Raw genomic sequence first — 15,979 nt, 5'->3', positions numbered from 1 at the left:
GGCTCACGGCCCGAACCAACGCTCCTCGGCACCACCGCGAGGAGCGGCGGACGTCTTGCCGATGATCAGCTCCGTCGCGAGGTTGACCGACCGCGGCCGCGACCGCTCGCTCGCGTCGAGCAGCAGCTTGCCCGCCGCCCGGCCCTTCTCCAGCACCGGCTGACGAACCGTGGTGAGCCCGGCCTCCTCGCCGGCGCGGATGCCGTCGAACCCGGTGACCGTGATGTCGTGCGGCACGCGCAGACCACGCCTTGCGGCCTCGGTCAGCGCACCGAGCGCCAGCACGTCCGAGGTGCAGATCAACGCGGTGACCTGCGGGTCGCGGTCCAGCACCTGCGCGGCACCGGACGCGCCGGAAGCCATGTTGTGGTCGAAGCGCTCGACCACGGGCACCTGCGACCAGTCGACGCCTGCCTCGCTGAACGCCTCGGCCAGGCCGGACAGGCGGTTGCGCTGCACGTGGAAGTGCGCGGCGTGCTGGCGGTCCGGGGTCACGAAGCCGTCGTTGCGGTCGCGCGCGAGGCGCATGCACACGACGCCGATACGACGGTGGCCCAACGAGATCAGGTGCTTCGCGAGTTCGTACATCGCGCCGCGGTCGTCGATGCCGACCCGGTCGACCGTGCCGAGGTCGGGCTGGTCGCAGACGACCGTGGGAACAGGTCGCTCCAGCACCGCGGCGAGGTGCGGGTCGTCGTCCGGCACCGAGTAGACGACGAAGCCGTCGACACCCGCGCGGTGAACGGACGCGACGTCCTCGCGCTCAGGGTTCGCCGGGACCAGCAGCAGACCGGTTCCCGCGTCCTCGCACGCCAGCGCGAGGCCCTCGAGGAACCCGATCGCGGCAGGGTCGCGGAACGCGTACGAGAGGTTCTCGGTGAGCAACAGGCCCACCGCACCCGCCTTGCGCGTGCGCAACGAGCGCGCCACAGGATCCGGGCCGGGATAACCCAGCCTTCGGGCCGTGTCCAACACCCGCCGCCTCAGCTCCGGGGAGAGCTGGTCGGGACGGTTGTAGGCGTTGGACACCGTTGTCCGGGAAACGCCCAGCTCAGCGGCCAGAGAGGCCAACGTTGCCGGACGTCGCACATGCATCGACCGCGCCATGAAAGGACCGTAACGGTTCAGAACCAATTCGTGAAGCGAGGGTGACCTGTGTCCCTCAAATGACGCATCCGCGCTGGTTGACCCATCTGCCTTGTTCAGAATTTGGTCCAGACCAATATCACCTATTGGGCGTCTCACTTCGGAGGCGCAGACGATTCCCTCACGACGAGCCGCGGCCGGAAGACGCGGGTGTAGTTGTCGGTGCCCTGCCTGCGGCGATCCGGATCCAGGCGCAGTACGAGCTCGTCGATCGCGGCCGCCGCCATCTCCTCGATCGGCTGGGCGAGCGTCGTCAGAGCGGGCGATGAATAGGCGGCCAAAGGAATGTCGTCAAACCCGACGACAGAGAGCTCGTCCGGTACCGAAATCCCTCGTTGGTGTGCTTCGCGCATGACGCCGAGCGCCATGTGGTCGGAGGAGCAGATCACCGCGGTCGGCTTCACCGTGTCGATCAGCTGCCGCACCGCGACACCACCGCCCTCCGCGCTGAACGGCCCGTGCGCGACGTACTCCGAGCCCGCGGGCAGATGGTTCTCCTCAAGAGCAGCGGCCCACCCGGCGCGCTTCAACCTCGAAGGCAACGACCGCGCAGGGCCCGAGACGAACCCGATCCGCTCGTGGCCGAGGTTGATCAGGTGTTTGGTGGCCATGTAGCCCGCGAGCTGCTCGTCCACCGTCACGTCCGGCACGTCCAGCGCGGGCGTGGCACCGTTCAGGAAGACCATGTGGACGCCGTCCGCGACGAGCTTCGCGTAGTAGCTCGGCCGGGGCGCCTGACCGAGCGGCACCTCGACGTTGGTGATCTCCGGTGACACGAACACCATGCCCTCGACCCCGCGGGCCAGGAGCATCCGGACGTACTCCTCCTCGCCCATCGGGGCGCCGCTGCGGGTGTTGCACAGCAGCGACGAGTAGCCGAGGCGGGCGGCCCTGGTCTCCAGTGCTTCGGCGAACGCGGGGAAGACCGGGTTCGAGAGCTCCGGCACCAGCAGGCCGATCACGCCGGTGCGCTGCAACGCACCGAGTCCGCGCGGGGTGTACGGCATCTCCGCGAGCACCGACAGCACGCGCTGCCGAGTCTCCTCGTTCACACCTGCGCGCCTGTTGAGAACACGGCTGACGGTGGAGATGGACACCCCGGCTGCCCTGGCGATCTCGGACAGTCCGGACACGTTGCCTCCCAGCTCACATCAGGTTCGGCGCAAGCTTGCCGCGCTCAGAAAAAATTTGCAATGCGTGTTTGCGAGACAGTGCCGTTACGGCTTGGTTACGGTCGACGTCTTGACCTGACCATGGTTCTGGTAGTGAAATCGCCCGCAACATTCTCGCAAAACCTTGCAAGACCCCTCATCTCACTGGGAGATGGGGCCCAGCTGGAGGGAACGGCAGCAACGATGCGACGGACAACCCTCGTGACCGCCATGGCGACGGGTGTCGCCCTCGTGCTCACCGCCTGCGGAGGCGGTGGATCGAGCAGCAGCGGATCCGACTCGGGCGAAGTGACCTTCTGGGACACCAGTGGCCCCAACGAGAGCCCCGTGTTCACCAAGATCGCGAACGACTGCGCCTCGAAGGGCGGTTACAAGGTCAAGACCGAGACCGTCGCGTTCGACCAGGCGCTGAACAACTACAAGACCGCCGCGCAGGGCGGTCAGGGCCCGGACGTGTTCCGCTCCGAGGTCGCCTGGGTGCCGCAGCTCGCCAAGAACGGCCTGATCAACGACCTGAGCGACACCGACCTCGCCAAGGACACCGGCGACTTCCTCGAGGTCCCGCTGGGCTCCACCAAGTACGAGGGCAAGTCGTGGGGCGTCCCGCAGGTCACCGACTCGCTCGCCCTGCTCTACAACAAGAAGAAGCTCGCCGACGCCGGTGTCGAGCCGCCGAAGACGTGGGACGAGGTCAAGGCCGCCGCTGCCAAGCTGGGTGGCGAGAAGTCGTTCTTCCTCAACAACGACGCGTACTACGCGCTGCCGTTCATCTACGGCGCGGGCGGCGACCTGGTCGACGCCTCGGCGAAGAAGATCGTGGTCAACTCCGCGGACAACGTGAAGGCGCTGCAGACCGCCAAGGGCCTGCTCGACGCAAAGGCCGCCTCCACCGCGCTCGACCCGACGAACTCCTACGCGAACATGCAGGCCGCGTTCTCGTCCGGTGACGCCGCGATGGTCATCAACGGTCCGTGGGCCGTCGCCGACTACCTCAAGGGCACGGCGTTCACCGACGCCTCCAACCTCGGCATCGCGCCGGTTCCCGGTGACAGCGCGGGCAAGGGCAGCGCGCCGGTCGGTGGCCACGACTACGTGATCCGCCAGGGCACCAAGGCCAAGCAGTCCTCGATCAAGTTCATCCAGTGCATGAGCTCGGTCGAGTCGCAGGCCCAGGTCGCGAAGGAGCTCGGCCTGCTGCCGACCCGCAAGTCCGCGTACAGCAACGCCGACGTGAAGGCCAACGCCGTCGTGTCCGCGTTCGAGCCGGTCGCCAAGGCCGCGCACGCCCGTCCGTGGATCCCCGAGGGCGGCCAGCTGTTCGACCCGCTGAAGATCGCCTACGCCGACGTCCTCTCCGGCAAGAAGGAGGCCAAGGCGGCGCTCGACGAGGTCGCCAAGGCCTACAAGGACACCGTCGTTCCCGAGTACTCCATCGGCTGATTGCTGACCGGGTGGCCGTGGCTCGCCACGGCCGCCCATTAGTCGGAGGGGAGAGATTCGGTGCGCCGGTTCTTGGAACGGCACTGGTACGCGTACGCGATGGTCCTGCCGGTCGTGGTGGTCATCGCGGTGTTGGTGCTCTACCCGCTCGCCCAGGGCGTGTTCTTCACCTTCACCAACATCAACGAGGCCAACATCGCCAACCCGGTGCTCGACCGGCCGGCCACCTACTCGGGCGTGGGCTTCAAGAACTACCTCAACGTGCTGTCCGGCGACACGTCGTACGGCGCGTTCTGGGGCACGCTGGTCCGGACCTTGATCTGGACGTTCGCCTGCGTGTTCCTGCACTACGTGATCGGCCTGGGTCTGGCGCTGCTGCTGAACCGCGAGGTCAGGGGCCGCACGCTCTACCGCGTCCTGCTGATCCTGCCGTGGGCCGTGCCCGCGTTCATCAGCGCGTTCGCCTGGAAGTACATGTTCAACGCGCAGTACGGCATCATCAACCAGCTGCTGCGCGCGGTCGGCCTGCCCGACCCGGTGTGGCTGGGCCAGTCCGACTGGGCTCTGTTCGCCGTGATCGTCGTCAACGTCTGGCTCGGTGTGCCGTTCATGATGGTGGCGCTTCTCGGTGGCCTGCAGTCGATCCCCGGCGATCTCTACGAAGCCGCGGAGATGGACGGCGCGACGCCGTGGCAGCGCTTCCGCAACGTGACGCTGCCGGGCCTGCGCTCGGTGTCGTCGACGGTGATCCTGCTGGGCATCATCTGGACGTTCAACATGTTCCCGGTGATCTACCTGATCGCCGGCCCGAACCCGAACACGCGCATCCTCGTCACGTACGCGTTCGAGCGCTTCTTCTCCGGCGCCTCACGTGACTACGCGGTCGCATCGACCTACGGCGTGCTCATCCTCTCCGTGTTGTTGGTCTTCGCCACGGTCTACCGCCGTGCGCTGCGCAAGCAAGGCGAGGTGTGGTGATGACGCTCGACGCTTCTTCGTTGCAGATGGTCAAACCGGAACGACGCCTCAAGCGCAGCGACCGTTCTCTCGCCGCGTCTGTGGGCCTGCACGCCGGGCTGATCATCGCGTCGTTGATCGCGGTGTTCCCGGTTTTCTGGGTGCTCGTCACGTCTTTCAAGCCTGATGCCCGCGCGGTGGAGACTTCGCCGAAGTTGTTCAACGAGTCCTCTTTGGACAACTACTCGCGGATTCTCGGCGGGGAGAAGGGCGCGTTCCTCACCTGGTTCGGCAACTCGGTGCTGATCGCGTTGCTGACGACGGTCATCGCGGTGTTCCTCTCGGCGACGACGGGCTACGCGGCGTCGCGCTTCCGGTTCCCCGGCAAGCGATCGCTGATGATGTCGTTCCTCGTCGTGCAGATGTTCCCGTTCGCGGTGCTGATCGTGCCGCTGTACAACATCCTGATCGCTCTTGGGCTGCAAGGAACTTCGCTCGGTCTCGTGCTCGTGTACTGCACGACTGCGGTGCCGTTCTGCACGTACATGCTCAAGGGCTACTTCGACACGATCCCGACGGACATCGACGAGGCCGGTCGCGTCGACGGGTTGTCGCCGTTCGGGGTGTTCTGGCGGCTGGTCATGCCGCTGGCCAAGCCCGGGCTCGCGGTGACGTCGTTCTACGCGTTCCTGACGGCGTGGGGCGAGGTGGCGTTCGCGTCGGCCTTCCTGTCGGCCGCGGACGACTCGAAGACACTCGCGGTCGGGCTGCAGGTGTTCGTGCAGCAGAACCGCACCGAGTGGGGGCACCTCGCGGCCGCGTCCATTCTGGTCGCGATTCCCGCGGTGATCGTGTTCTACCTGGTGCAGCGGTTCCTGGTGACCGGGCTGTCGTCCGGTGCCGTGAAGGGCTGAGACGACGTAAGCGCTTACGTTGTCCGAACGGGAAACGTAAGCGCTTACGTCTGTTCCCGTAAGCGCTTGCAATGCCTAACGTCGCGTCAAGACAAGCGGTGAAAGGTGCGTCACATGGCTGAGGTGTCCTACGTCAAGGCTTCGCGGGTCTTCTCCGGCAACCCGCCGGTCCGCGCGGTCGACGAGCTCTCCCTCGAGGTGAGCGACGGCGAGTTCCTGGTGCTGGTCGGCCCGTCCGGTTCCGGTAAGTCGACGGCGCTGCGCATGCTCGCGGGCCTGGAGGACGTCGACGAGGGCGCCATCCACATCGGTGGCAAGGACGTCACCAACGTGCCGCCGAAGGGCCGGGACATCGCGATGGTGTTCCAGTCGTACGCGCTGTACCCGCACATGACGGTCGCCGAGAACATGGGCTTCGCGCTCAAGCTGCGCGGCGTCAGCAAGACCGAGATCAAGGCGAAGGTCGAAGAGGCCGCCAAGATGCTCGACCTGCAGAAGTACCTGGAGCGCAAGCCGAAGGCGCTGTCCGGTGGTCAGCGTCAGCGTGTCGCGATGGGTCGCGCCATCGTGCGCGAGCCGTCCGTGTTCCTCATGGACGAGCCGCTGTCCAACCTGGACGCCAAGCTGCGCGTCGAGACGCGTGCGAACATCGCCGCTCTCCAGCAGCGTCTCGGCACCACCACGATCTACGTCACGCACGACCAGGTCGAGGCCATGACGATGGGCCACCGGGTCGCCGTGCTCAAGGACGGCCTGCTGCAGCAGTGCGACACGCCTCGCGCGCTGTACGACCGCCCGGCCAACGCGTTCGTCGCCGGCTTCATCGGTTCGCCGGCCATGAACCTCAAGACCGTGCCGATCTCGGCGGAGGGCGCGAAGCTCGACGGCATCGTCGTGCCGCTGTCCCGTGCCGCGCTCGACGCCGCCGGTGGTCTGGACGAGGTCACCTTCGGCATCCGGCCCGAGGCGCTCGGCATCGTGCCGTCGGGCGACGAGGGCATGGACATGACCGTCGAGCTGGTCGAGGAGCTCGGCGCCGACGCGCTCGTGCACGGTGCCGTGAAGATCGGCGAGGGCTCGCAGCGCTTCGTCGTCCGCGTCGACGGCCGCACGCCGCCGACCCTGGGCCAGCACGTCAAGGTCGCCGTGCGCGACCACAGCGAGATCCACCTGTTCCACCCCGAGTCGGGCGAGCGCCTGGAGGCGTGAGTCACACGACTGAGCCCCCGGCGTGACCGTCGGGGGCTTTTTCGTGCTCTAAACTGAACTCGACAACGGTTTCCATTACCTGATCGAGGGACGGCGTGATGACTCTCCGCAACGCTCTGATCGGCGGTCTGGCCGTCGTGAGCCTGGCCGCCTGCGGCACGACCACGCCGTCCGGAGACAGCGGCAAGATCCAGGTCGTCACCTCCACGAACGTGTGGGGCAGCGTCATCAAGGCCGTCGGTGGCGACGCCGTCGAGGTCAAGGCGTTGCTGGACGACCCGAGCGCCGACCCGCACTCGTACGAGAGCAAGCCCGCGGACGCCGCGCTGATCAAGGACGCCAAGCTGGTCGTGTTCAACGGCGGCGGCTACGACGACTTCTTCCCCAAGCTGATCACCACGGAGGGTCAGAAGAAGATCGAGGCGTTCCCGCTGCGCGAGCACGAGCAGGACGAGAACGAGCACGTCTGGTACGACCTGCACACCGTGCGCGCGGTGGCCGAGGCGGCCGCCAACGAGCTGGGTGCGATCGCGCCGGACAAGAAGACGCAGTTCGAGAGCAACACCGCCGACTTCAGCGCGAAGCTCGAGGAGCTGGGGAAGAAGGTCGACGGCGTCGGCAAGGGGCGCAAGGCCGTCGCCACCGAGCCGATCGCCCACTACCTGCTCGACGAGACCGGCGCCCAGGACGTCACGCCCGAGGCGTTCAGCAAGGCGATCGAGGAGGAGTCGGACGTGCCGGCCGCCGCGCTCGCCGAGACGAACCAGCTGGTCGAGGGCAAGCAGATCAACGTGCTGGTCGACAACACGCAGACCGAGAACCAGGTCACCAAGGGCATCGTCGAGAAGGCCAAGTCGGCGGGCATCCCGGTCGTCGCGGTCACCGAGACGTTGCCCGAGGGCGTGACCAGCTACCTTGACTGGATGAGCAAGCAGGTGGACGCGCTTTCACAGGCGCTCAAGGCATGACCGCGATCTCGCTGCGCGGGGCACGCCTGTCCTACGGGGACAGGGTGCTGTGGGACGGGCTCGACCTCGACGTCGAGCCCGGTGAGTTCCTCGCGGTCCTCGGGCCGAACGGGTCCGGCAAGACCAGCCTGATGAGGGTGCTGCTGGGGTTGCAGCAACTGTCGTCGGGTTCGGTCGAGGTCGCGGGCGGCAACCACGCCATCGGGTACATCCCGCAGCAGCGAGCGCTCGAGCAGTCCATGACGTTGAGGGGCCGCGACCTCGTCGGTCTCGGCCTCGACGGCTACCGGTGGGGCCTCGGCGTGCGCAACCGCCGTGAGCGCCGGGTTCGCGTCGACGAGGCCATCGCCGCTGTGGGGGCGAGCAGGTACGCCGACGCGCCGTTGGGCCTGTTGTCCGGCGGCGAGCAGCAACGGTTGCGGGTCGCGCAGGCGCTCGTGGGCGACCCACGCGTGATGCTGTGCGACGAGCCGTTGCTGTCGTTGGACCTCGCGAACCAGCGAGTGGTCTCCGAGCTGATCGACAAGCGCCGGCGTGAGGCCGACACCGCTGTTCTGTTCGTGACGCACGAGCTGAACCCGGTGCTGCCGTTGGTGGACCGGGTCCTGTACTTGGTCGGCGGGCGCTTCCGCGTCGGCAAGCCGGACGAGGTGATGAACTCGGCGACGCTGTCCGAGCTGTACCGGACGCCGGTCGAGGTCGTGCGGGTGCGTGACCAGATCCTGGTGGTCGGCGCGGGCGCGTGCGAGGAGCAGACGCACCACCTCACCGCGGAGGCCGCGTCGTGAGCTTTCTCGACCTGCTCGAACTGGACTTCGTGCAGACCGCGTTGATCGCGGCTGCCGTGCTGGGGCTCGTGGCCGGGGTGCTGGGTCCGCTCGTGGTGACCCGCAAGATGGCGTTCGCGGTGCACGGCACTTCCGAGCTCGCGTTCACCGGTGGTGCGGCGGCGTTGCTGCTCGGCATCAGCGTCGGGTACGGCGCGCTGGCCGGGTCGATCATCGCCGCGGTGCTGCTCGGCGTGCTGTCGCGGCGGGAGAGCGACCGCGACTCGGTGATCGGCGCGATCCTGGCGTTCGGGCTCGGCATGGGCATTCTCATGCTGTCCCTCTACAAGGGACGGTCGAAGAACAAGTTCGGCCTGCTGACCGGGCAGATCGTCGGCGTCGACTCGACGGACCTGCAGCTGCTGGTGATCTCGTCGATCGCGGTGCTGGTCGTGCTGGCGTTCATCTACCGGCCGTTGTTCTTCTCCTCGGTCGACCCGGACGTGGCGATCTCGCGCGGGGTTCCGGTGCGCGGGCTGTCGATCGTGTTCGCGGTGCTGGTCGGTGTCGCGACCGCATTGAGCGTGCAGGTCGTCGGCGCGCTGCTGGTGCTGGCGTTGATGATCACGCCCGCTGCCGCCGCGATGCGCCTCACCGCGTCGCCTCTTCGCGCGACCGTCCTTTCCGTTGTTTTCGCGGAAGTGGCGGCCGTCGGAGGCATTCTTCTGTCGCTGCAACCAGGGCTTCCGGTTTCCGCTCTCGTCACGGCGGTGAGCTTCGTGATATACCTCGTATGCCGAGGTATTGGGGCTGTTCAGCGCCGTTCCACATGATGGACTGGCGTAGCTGACGTCTTTTCCCTGCTTAATGCGCTGACCAGGTGGCGTAACACGCTGGTAACAAACTGATCGTCGCGCGCCGTCCATGCTGTGGGCCATGAGCAGCAGCCCGCGATCCGAGCGGCGGTTGCGCGCCGACCGGGCGCGACAGGCCGCCGACGTAATCCGCCAGCAGGTGGTGCGCCGTGCGTTTCCCGACGGCGTGCTGCCCGATGAACGCTTTCTCGCCGCCGAGTTCTCGGTGTCCCGCAACAGCATTCGCGAGGCGCTGGAACTGCTGCGCGAGGAAGGCCTCATCGACCGCGTGCCGGGCGTCGGCACCGTGGTCGTGGCGGACAAGGTCGAGCACGGGCTGAACCAGCTGATGGGACTCGCGGAAACCCTGCACGAGCACGGGCAGATCACCAACGACGTGCGGGCGGCGACCGTGATCCGGGCGCCTTCGGTGGTCGCGCAACGGCTTCAGCTTCCCGCTGACTCATCCGTCGTCTACGTCGAGCGGTTGCGGCGGTTGAACGGGCTGCCGTTGTCGCTGGATCTCACATATCTGGCTTTGGACGTCGGCGAGCCGCTGCTGGACGAGGATCTCGTCAACCGCGACATCTTCTCGTTGATCGAGCAGACGTCCGGACAGCGGCTCGGGACGGCCTCGGTGGCGCTGGAAGCCGTCAACGCCGATCTGCACTCCGCGACCGTGCTCGAAGTGCCGCGCGGGGCGGCGCTGATGGTCGTGGAACGACTCAGTCATTTCGCTTCCGGCCGGCCAGTCGATCTGGAGTTCATTCGCATGCGTGGCGATCGCTTGACCATGCGCGCCGAAATCTGTCGCTAAAACCCCATATCTTCCACCACATTCCTGGAGTTGAGTCATGGCTCTGGTCAACAACCGTGCCGACGTACCGGTGACGATCAACGAATCCAAGTGCATCGAAGGCTGTCGGCTGTGCGTTGACATGTGCCCGCTCGACTCGCTGGCCATCAATCCCGATTCCGGCAAGGCGTACATGCACGTCGACGAGTGCTGGTACTGCGGGCCTTGTGCCGCTCGCTGCCCAACGGGTGCCGTGACCATCAACATGCCTTACCTCCTGCGGTGAAAGGAAGATTCGTGAAGCGGCTGTTCTTCGCATCAGTTCTTCTGCTCGCCGCGTGCGGGACGGGCGAGGCGGCTTCCGGTGCCGAGGTCCCGGTCGTCATCGGCTACCAGTCGAAGACCATCAACACGGTCACCGCGGGCACGTTGTTGAAGGACAAGGGTTTCTTCGAGCAACGGCTGACCGAGCTCGGCAAGAAGACCGGCAGGACGTACAAGGTGACCTGGCAGGACTACGACACCGGCGCGCCGATCACCGCGCAGATGATCGCGGGGAAGATCGACATCGGCTCGATGGGCGACTACCCGCTGCTGATCAACGGCTCGCGCACGCAGAAGCAGGGCGACCAGGGGACCCGGATGGTCGCGGTGACCGGGTACAACGCCCGCGGCGGGCTGAACTCGGTCGTGGTGCCGCCCAGCTCGTCGGCCAGGACCCTCGCTGATCTCGCTGGGCAGAAGGTGTCCGCGAGCGTCGGGTCGGCCGGGCACGGGACGCTGGTGCGAGCCCTGGGTGACACCGAGGTGACCATCGAGAACCAGCAGCCTTCCGTGGGTGCTTCGGCGCTGCAGTCGGGCAACGTGGCCGCGCTCGCGCAGTTCGTGGCGTGGCCCGGACAGCTGGTGTTCGCGGGGCAGGCGAAGCTGCTGTACGACGGGGCCGCGCTGAACCTGCCGACGTTGCACGGGACCGTGGTGCGGAATCCCTTTGCACAGCAACAGCCTGAGGTGTTGCGCGAGTTCCTGCGGGCGCAGCTCGACGCGACGAAGTTCCTGCACGCCAAGCCGCTCGAAGCCGCGGAGGTTGTTTCGAAGGCCACTTCACTGCCGGTCGAGGTCGTCTACCTCTACAACGGGCCGAACGGGATCGCGACGTTCGACCTCTCGCTGAAGTCGGTGCTGCGCAAGGCTTTGAAGGAGGACGTGCCGTTCCTCAAGTCGATCGGCAACATCGACGAGCTCGACGTGGACAAGTTCATCGACGACAAGCCGTTGAAGGACGTCGTGGAGTCGACAGATGACCTCACGAACCCGGCAACGCTCGGTGGGGACCCGAAGGTCGCGAGCGAGGCGTGGTTCGAGGGCGGCGCTCCTGAGGCCGTGGCGTCGCCGACCGCGTTGCTGAAGCTGGTCAACGCGAGCGGCAAAAAGCTGCGCGTCGGATATGTGCCGGACGCCGAAACGGGCACGCGGTGGTTCGCCGACCACGCGTTCTGGGTGCAGTCGGGTGCCGAGCTGCTGCCGTTCACGACCGAGGCGGCCGCGTCGAAGCGTGGCCAGGTGCTGACGTTCCAGCAGGCGCTTTCCTCGGCGGGCAAGTGATGCGCTGGGCGCTGAGGATCGGGTCCGTGGCAGTCGTGTTGCTGCTGTGGCAGGTGCTGACGGCATCGGATGTGCGGATGTGGCTGCGGTTCGACCAGCTGCCGACCGTCGTCGAGGTGGCGGAGCGGTTCGCGGCGCAGGTCGGCGGCCCGGAGTACTACCACGACCTGGGCAACAGCCTGGCGCGCATCATGACCGGCTTCCTGCTGGCCGCGGTGCTGGGCATCGCCTTCGGGGTGCTGATCGCGCGGTCACCGCTGCTGGGAGACCTGTTGCGGCCGCCGCTGGAGGTGGTCCGGCCGATCCCGGCGATCGCGCTGGTGCCGATCGCGATCCTGCTGTTCCCGACCGACGAGCAGGGGATCGTGTTCATCACGTTCATCGCGGCGTTCTTCCCGATCCTGGTGTCGACGCGGCATGCGGTGCGCGCGCTGCCGACGATCTGGGAAGACGCGGTCCGCACCATGGGCGCGTCGCGTTGGCAGGTGCTGTTCCGCGTGGTGCTGCCCGGCACGTTGCCCGGTGTCTTCGGCGGCCTGTCCGTCGGCATGGGCGTGGCGTGGATCTGCGTGATCTCGGCCGAGATGATCTCCGGCCAGTTCGGCGTCGGTTACCGCACCTGGCAGGCCTACACGGTCGTCGACTACCCCGGCGTGATCGTCGGCATGGTCACGATCGGCCTGCTCGGCTACCTGACGTCCGCCGCTGTCGAACTGCTGGGCCGCCGCGTGACGCGGTGGCTTCCCCGGGAGGCCCTGAGATGAGCCTGAGCGTGCGTTCGCTGACCGTCGGCTACGGCCGGTCCGCCGTCCTGTCCGAGTTCTCGTTGTCCGTCGCTTCCGGCGAGTTCGTGGTGGTGGCCGGGCCTTCCGGCTGCGGCAAGTCCACCCTGCTGCGTGCGGTCGCCGGCCTGATTCCCTTTGCCGGCTCGATTTCCGTTGATGGCGTTGCGGTGCGCGGGCCGTCGCGGGACCGGGCTCTGGTGTTCCAGGACGACGGCCTGCTGCCGTGGCGGACGGCGTTGCGCAACGTCGAGCTTCCGCTTGCGTTGCAAGGAGTTCCACGCGCGCTTCGCCGTTCCCGGGCCTTGGAGTGGCTGGAACGCGTCGGGTTGGCCGGGTTCGAGGGCTACCTGCCGCGCGAGCTCTCGGGCGGCATGCGGCAACGGGTGCAGCTGGCGCGGACGTTGGCGCAGCAACCGTCCGTGGTGCTGATGGACGAGCCGTTCGGCGCGCTGGACGCCCAGACGCGCTCGTCGATGCAGGAACTGGTGACCGAGGTGCTGGCCGGCACCACGACTCTGTTCGTCACGCACGACGTCGACGAGGCCGTGCTGCTGGGCGACCGGGTGGTCGTCCTGGGCGCGGGCGAGGTCGAACGCGAGCGCGACGCGATTCTCGCGGCGGTGAAGGCATGACTGTTGAGTTGTCCTGCGACGTGCTGGTGATCGGCGGCGGCACGGCCGGGTCGATGGCCGCGATCACCGCGGCCGAGGCCGGTCGCTCGGTTCTGTTGCTGGAGAAGGCTCACGTCCGGCATTCCGGTGCTCTCGCGATGGGGATGGACGGCGTCAACAACGCTGTCATTCCTGGGAAAGCCCGGCCTGAGGACTACGTCGCCGAGATCACGCGCGCCAACGACGGGATCGTCAACCAGCGCACGATCATGCAGACCGCTACGCGCGGTTTCGAGATGGTGCAACGGCTTGAGCGGTACGGCGTGAAGTTCGAGAAGGACTCGTTCGGCGACTACAACGTCCGGCAGGTGCACCGGTCCGGGTCGTACGTGCTGCCGATGCCCGAGGGGAAGGACGTCAAGAAGGTCCTGTACCGGGTGATGCGGGAGCGGCGGTTGCGCGAACGCTTGCGCATCGAGAACCGGGTGATGCCGGTTCGGGTGCTCGTGTCGGAGGGGCGTGCGGTCGGGGCTGCCGGGTTCAACACCCGGACCGGCGAGTTCGTGACCGTGTCGGCCGGGGCCGTGGTGCTGGCCACTGGGGCTTCTGGCCGCCTCGGGTTGCCTGCTTCCGGCTATCTGTACGGGACCTACGAGAACCCGACCAATGCCGGCGACGGGTACTCGATGGCCTACCACGCCGGGGCCGAGCTGTCCGGGATCGAGTGCTTCCAGATCAATCCGCTGATCAAGGACTACAACGGGCCTGCCTGCGCGTACGTGGGCAATCCCTTCGGGGCCTACCAGGTGAACGCCCTGGGGGAGCGGTTCGTCGACTGCGACTACTGGTCAGGGCAGATGATGGCCGAGGTGGCCGCGGAGATCGCTTCCGCTCGCGGGCCGATCTACCTGAAGACGACACACCTTCCCGAGGAGTCGATCTCGGCGTTGGAAGGGATTCTCCATTCAACGGAGAGGCCATCGCGCGGGACGTTCCACAGTGGACGGGGCCGGGACTACCGGACGCACGACATCGAGATGCACATCTCGGAGATCGGGTTGTGCGGTGGCCACTCGGCTTCCGGGGTTTGGGTGGATGAGAACGGTCTCACGACCGTTCCCGGGTTGTACGCGGCTGGAGATCTTGCCTGTGTGCCGCACAACTACATGATCGGGGCGTTCGTGTTCGGGGATCTGGCCGGAGCGCACGCTTCGGCTCACCTCGCCCCGCTCGCTGAGTTGCCCGCTGCCGCCGTGGCCGAGGCACATGAGCTGATCTACCGGCACATGCGGCAACCTGACGGGCCGCCGCAGCCGCAGGTCGAGTACAAGCTTCGCCGGTTCGTCAACGACTACGTGGCTCCGCCCAAGACCGCGACCAAGTTGTCGTTGGCGTTGGAGGCGTTCGACCGGATGACCGCGGAGATCGCCGCCATGGGGGCTCGGTCCGCGCATGAGTTGATGCGGTGCGTGGAGGTTTCGTTCATCCGGGACTGTGCGGAGATGGCCGCGGCGTCCTCGTTGATGAGGGACGAGTCTCGGTGGGGGCTGTACCACTCCCGGGTCGATCTGCCCGAGCGTGACGACGACCGGTGGTTCCATCACCTGAATCTGCGGAAGAACGCTGATGGGGAGATGGAGTTCGTGAAGCGGCCGGTGGCCGAGTACCTGGTGGACGTGGACGGGGTGCCGCACCGGGCCGGTTCCGTCGAGTACCTGGGGGTGCGGGCCGCTTCCGTTGCGTCGGCTGTTGCGGATTCCGTTGCCGACGAACGGGTTGTGGAGTCCGAGCGGGTGCTCCAGGTGCTTGGGCTGGTGGAGTCGCAGCCTTCGTTGGAGGTGTTGGAGCCCTACCTGGTCGATGCCGATGTGACCGTGCGGCGGGCGGCTGTTTCGGTGCTGACCGAGGTTGTGCCGGCTGGGTTCGAGTTCGCGTTGGTGCGAGCCATGGCTGACTCCGGTGTGCGGGATGCTGCCGCGGCTGGGTTGCTTGAGTTGGTTGAGGTTGTGCCTCCTTCGGAGGAGTTGCGAGTGGCGTTGGAAGAGTCGCCTGCTCGGGCTGTGGCGTTGGAAGTGTTGTGGGCGTTGAAGCTCGGGACGGTCTCGGTTTATGAGGCCGGGCTGTCGGACCCTGACGTTGAGGTGCGATTGGCGGCTGTTCGGGGGCTGGTGGCGCTTCGCGCTGATGAGAGGTTGGCCGCTGCCGCTGGGGATTCGTCTCGGGAGGTTCGGGTTCAGGTTGCTCGGGGGATCTCGGATGTCGGTGTGCTGGTCGAGTTGTCGCGGGATTCGGATTTGTTCGTGCGGGCTGCGGCTTTGGAGTCGGCGGGCCGTTGTGGGTGGCCGGGTGGGTTGCACGAGCGGGCTGTTGAGTTGATGGGGGATGCGGCTTGGGAGGTTCGGGTCGGGGTGGCTTGGGCGCTCGACTCCGCCGCGTTGGTGGTCGGGTTGTTGGAGGATCGGAATCTTGATGTTCGGAAGGCTGCTGTTCGGGCGTTGGGGCGGTGGTCTGGGGAGGGTGAGGTGGTGTTGGGGTTGAAGAGGGCGCTTGATGATTCTGATGCTGATGTTCGGGCTTATGCTCGGTTGGCGTTGGGGTGAGGCTGGCTTTGGTGGGGGCGCCTGACGGCGCGCGCGTTGGTTGCCGTTGCCGTTCCCCTGGTTCGTTGGCGGGCGCCTGTTTCTTGTCCGTGCCGTTCCCCAGTTGCGTGCGATGACCTTGCGGTTGCGTGCTTCCCTTTGGGGGCGCTGCCCCC

General features: G+C 66.9%; 15 protein-coding genes. 13 read left to right on the top strand and 2 right to left on the bottom strand.

All coding sequences use genetic code 11. From position 1 onward, the window contains the following. Window positions 1-3: 3 nt before the first annotated feature. The gene (locus tag UK23_RS37175; RefSeq protein ID WP_082115283.1) at window positions 4-1,107 is read right to left on the bottom strand and encodes a LacI family DNA-binding transcriptional regulator; all 1,104 of its coding nucleotides are present in this window, start codon (window positions 1,105-1,107) and stop codon (window positions 4-6) included. A 134-nt stretch (window positions 1,108-1,241) separates the two neighbouring features. Next, the gene (locus UK23_RS37170) at window positions 1,242-2,279 is read right to left on the bottom strand and encodes a LacI family DNA-binding transcriptional regulator (RefSeq protein ID WP_045316457.1); all 1,038 of its coding nucleotides are present in this window, start codon (window positions 2,277-2,279) and stop codon (window positions 1,242-1,244) included. A gap of 222 nt (window positions 2,280-2,501) precedes the next feature. Between UK23_RS37170 and UK23_RS37165 the strand changes: the two genes are divergently transcribed. From UK23_RS37165 to UK23_RS37105, 13 genes are all read left to right on the top strand, one after another. Beyond that, complete coding sequence (locus UK23_RS37165) at window positions 2,502-3,758, top strand: extracellular solute-binding protein (RefSeq protein ID WP_045316456.1); 1,257 nt, start codon at window positions 2,502-2,504, stop codon at window positions 3,756-3,758. 99 nt (window positions 3,759-3,857) lie between these two features. Next, window positions 3,858-4,736 carry a carbohydrate ABC transporter permease gene (locus tag UK23_RS37160; protein WP_045316469.1) on the top strand — a complete coding sequence of 293 codons (879 nt, stop codon included), beginning with the start codon at window positions 3,858-3,860 and terminating at the stop codon, window positions 4,734-4,736. Next, a complete protein-coding gene (locus tag UK23_RS37155) occupies window positions 4,736-5,629 on the top strand; it encodes a sugar ABC transporter permease (protein ID WP_045316468.1) in 894 nt (297 codons plus the stop codon). Before UK23_RS37160 ends, UK23_RS37155 begins: the two co-directional genes overlap by 1 nt. Before the next feature lie 114 nt (window positions 5,630-5,743). After that, window positions 5,744-6,838 (top strand): ABC transporter ATP-binding protein, encoded by a 1,095-nt coding sequence (locus UK23_RS37150; RefSeq protein WP_045316455.1) that lies wholly within the window; start codon window positions 5,744-5,746, stop codon window positions 6,836-6,838. A 98-nt stretch (window positions 6,839-6,936) separates the two neighbouring features. Then, window positions 6,937-7,806 carry a metal ABC transporter solute-binding protein, Zn/Mn family gene (locus UK23_RS37145; protein ID WP_045316454.1) on the top strand — a complete coding sequence of 290 codons (870 nt, stop codon included), beginning with the start codon at window positions 6,937-6,939 and terminating at the stop codon, window positions 7,804-7,806. Next, window positions 7,803-8,594, top strand: coding sequence for a metal ABC transporter ATP-binding protein (locus tag UK23_RS37140; RefSeq protein ID WP_045316453.1), 792 nt, complete (start codon window positions 7,803-7,805; stop codon window positions 8,592-8,594). Before UK23_RS37145 ends, UK23_RS37140 begins: the two co-directional genes overlap by 4 nt. Continuing rightward, window positions 8,591-9,406, top strand: coding sequence for a metal ABC transporter permease (locus UK23_RS37135; protein WP_045316452.1), 816 nt, complete (start codon window positions 8,591-8,593; stop codon window positions 9,404-9,406). Before UK23_RS37140 ends, UK23_RS37135 begins: the two co-directional genes overlap by 4 nt. Window positions 9,407-9,509: 103 nt before the next feature. Then, window positions 9,510-10,244, top strand: a complete 735-nt coding sequence (locus UK23_RS37130; protein ID WP_231114843.1) for a GntR family transcriptional regulator — start codon at window positions 9,510-9,512, stop codon at window positions 10,242-10,244. 37 nt (window positions 10,245-10,281) lie between these two features. After that, window positions 10,282-10,509, top strand: coding sequence for a 4Fe-4S dicluster domain-containing protein (locus UK23_RS37125; RefSeq protein ID WP_045316450.1), 228 nt, complete (start codon window positions 10,282-10,284; stop codon window positions 10,507-10,509). A gap of 11 nt (window positions 10,510-10,520) precedes the next feature. Further along, entirely contained in the window at window positions 10,521-11,828 is a 1,308-nt protein-coding gene (locus UK23_RS37120) for an ABC transporter substrate-binding protein (protein ID WP_156213673.1), read from the top strand. 26 nt (window positions 11,829-11,854) lie between these two features. Next, window positions 11,855-12,592: an ABC transporter permease gene (locus tag UK23_RS37115; RefSeq protein ID WP_231114842.1), complete on the top strand. Its 738-nt coding sequence runs from the start codon at window positions 11,855-11,857 to the stop codon at window positions 12,590-12,592. Beyond that, window positions 12,589-13,245, top strand: a complete 657-nt coding sequence (locus tag UK23_RS37110; protein ID WP_045316447.1) for an ABC transporter ATP-binding protein — start codon at window positions 12,589-12,591, stop codon at window positions 13,243-13,245. The genes UK23_RS37115 and UK23_RS37110 overlap by 4 nt, the downstream gene beginning before the upstream one ends. Further along, a complete protein-coding gene (locus UK23_RS37105; RefSeq protein WP_045316446.1) occupies window positions 13,242-15,824 on the top strand; it encodes a fumarate reductase/succinate dehydrogenase flavoprotein subunit in 2,583 nt (860 codons plus the stop codon). The genes UK23_RS37110 and UK23_RS37105 overlap by 4 nt, the downstream gene beginning before the upstream one ends. Window positions 15,825-15,979 lie beyond the last annotated feature (155 nt).

The sequence above is a fragment of the Lentzea aerocolonigenes genome, assembly GCF_000955955.1.
In the GTDB taxonomy this organism is placed as follows: domain Bacteria; phylum Actinomycetota; class Actinomycetes; order Mycobacteriales; family Pseudonocardiaceae; genus Lentzea; species Lentzea aerocolonigenes_A.
Note: the sequence above shows the minus strand (reverse complement) of the source record. Positions and strands in the feature narration are given on the sequence as shown.

What these genes read in the sequence shown, in the direction of transcription:
- UK23_RS37175 (WP_082115283.1), bottom strand. Translation starts at nt 1,107, where the DNA reads ATGGCGCGGTCGATGCATGTGCGACGTCCGGCAACGTTGGCCTCTCTG.
- UK23_RS37165 (WP_045316456.1), top strand. Translation starts at nt 2,502, where the DNA reads ATGCGACGGACAACCCTCGTGACCGCCATGGCGACGGGTGTCGCCCTC.
- UK23_RS37160 (WP_045316469.1), top strand. Translation starts at nt 3,858, where the DNA reads ATGGTCCTGCCGGTCGTGGTGGTCATCGCGGTGTTGGTGCTCTACCCG.
- UK23_RS37155 (WP_045316468.1), top strand. Translation starts at nt 4,736, where the DNA reads ATGACGCTCGACGCTTCTTCGTTGCAGATGGTCAAACCGGAACGACGC.
- UK23_RS37150 (WP_045316455.1), top strand. Translation starts at nt 5,744, where the DNA reads ATGGCTGAGGTGTCCTACGTCAAGGCTTCGCGGGTCTTCTCCGGCAAC.
- UK23_RS37145 (WP_045316454.1), top strand. Translation starts at nt 6,937, where the DNA reads ATGACTCTCCGCAACGCTCTGATCGGCGGTCTGGCCGTCGTGAGCCTG.
- UK23_RS37140 (WP_045316453.1), top strand. Translation starts at nt 7,803, where the DNA reads ATGACCGCGATCTCGCTGCGCGGGGCACGCCTGTCCTACGGGGACAGG.
- UK23_RS37130 (WP_231114843.1), top strand. Translation starts at nt 9,510, where the DNA reads ATGAGCAGCAGCCCGCGATCCGAGCGGCGGTTGCGCGCCGACCGGGCG.
- UK23_RS37125 (WP_045316450.1), top strand. Translation starts at nt 10,282, where the DNA reads ATGGCTCTGGTCAACAACCGTGCCGACGTACCGGTGACGATCAACGAA.
- UK23_RS37110 (WP_045316447.1), top strand. Translation starts at nt 12,589, where the DNA reads ATGAGCCTGAGCGTGCGTTCGCTGACCGTCGGCTACGGCCGGTCCGCC.
- UK23_RS37105 (WP_045316446.1), top strand. Translation starts at nt 13,242, where the DNA reads ATGACTGTTGAGTTGTCCTGCGACGTGCTGGTGATCGGCGGCGGCACG.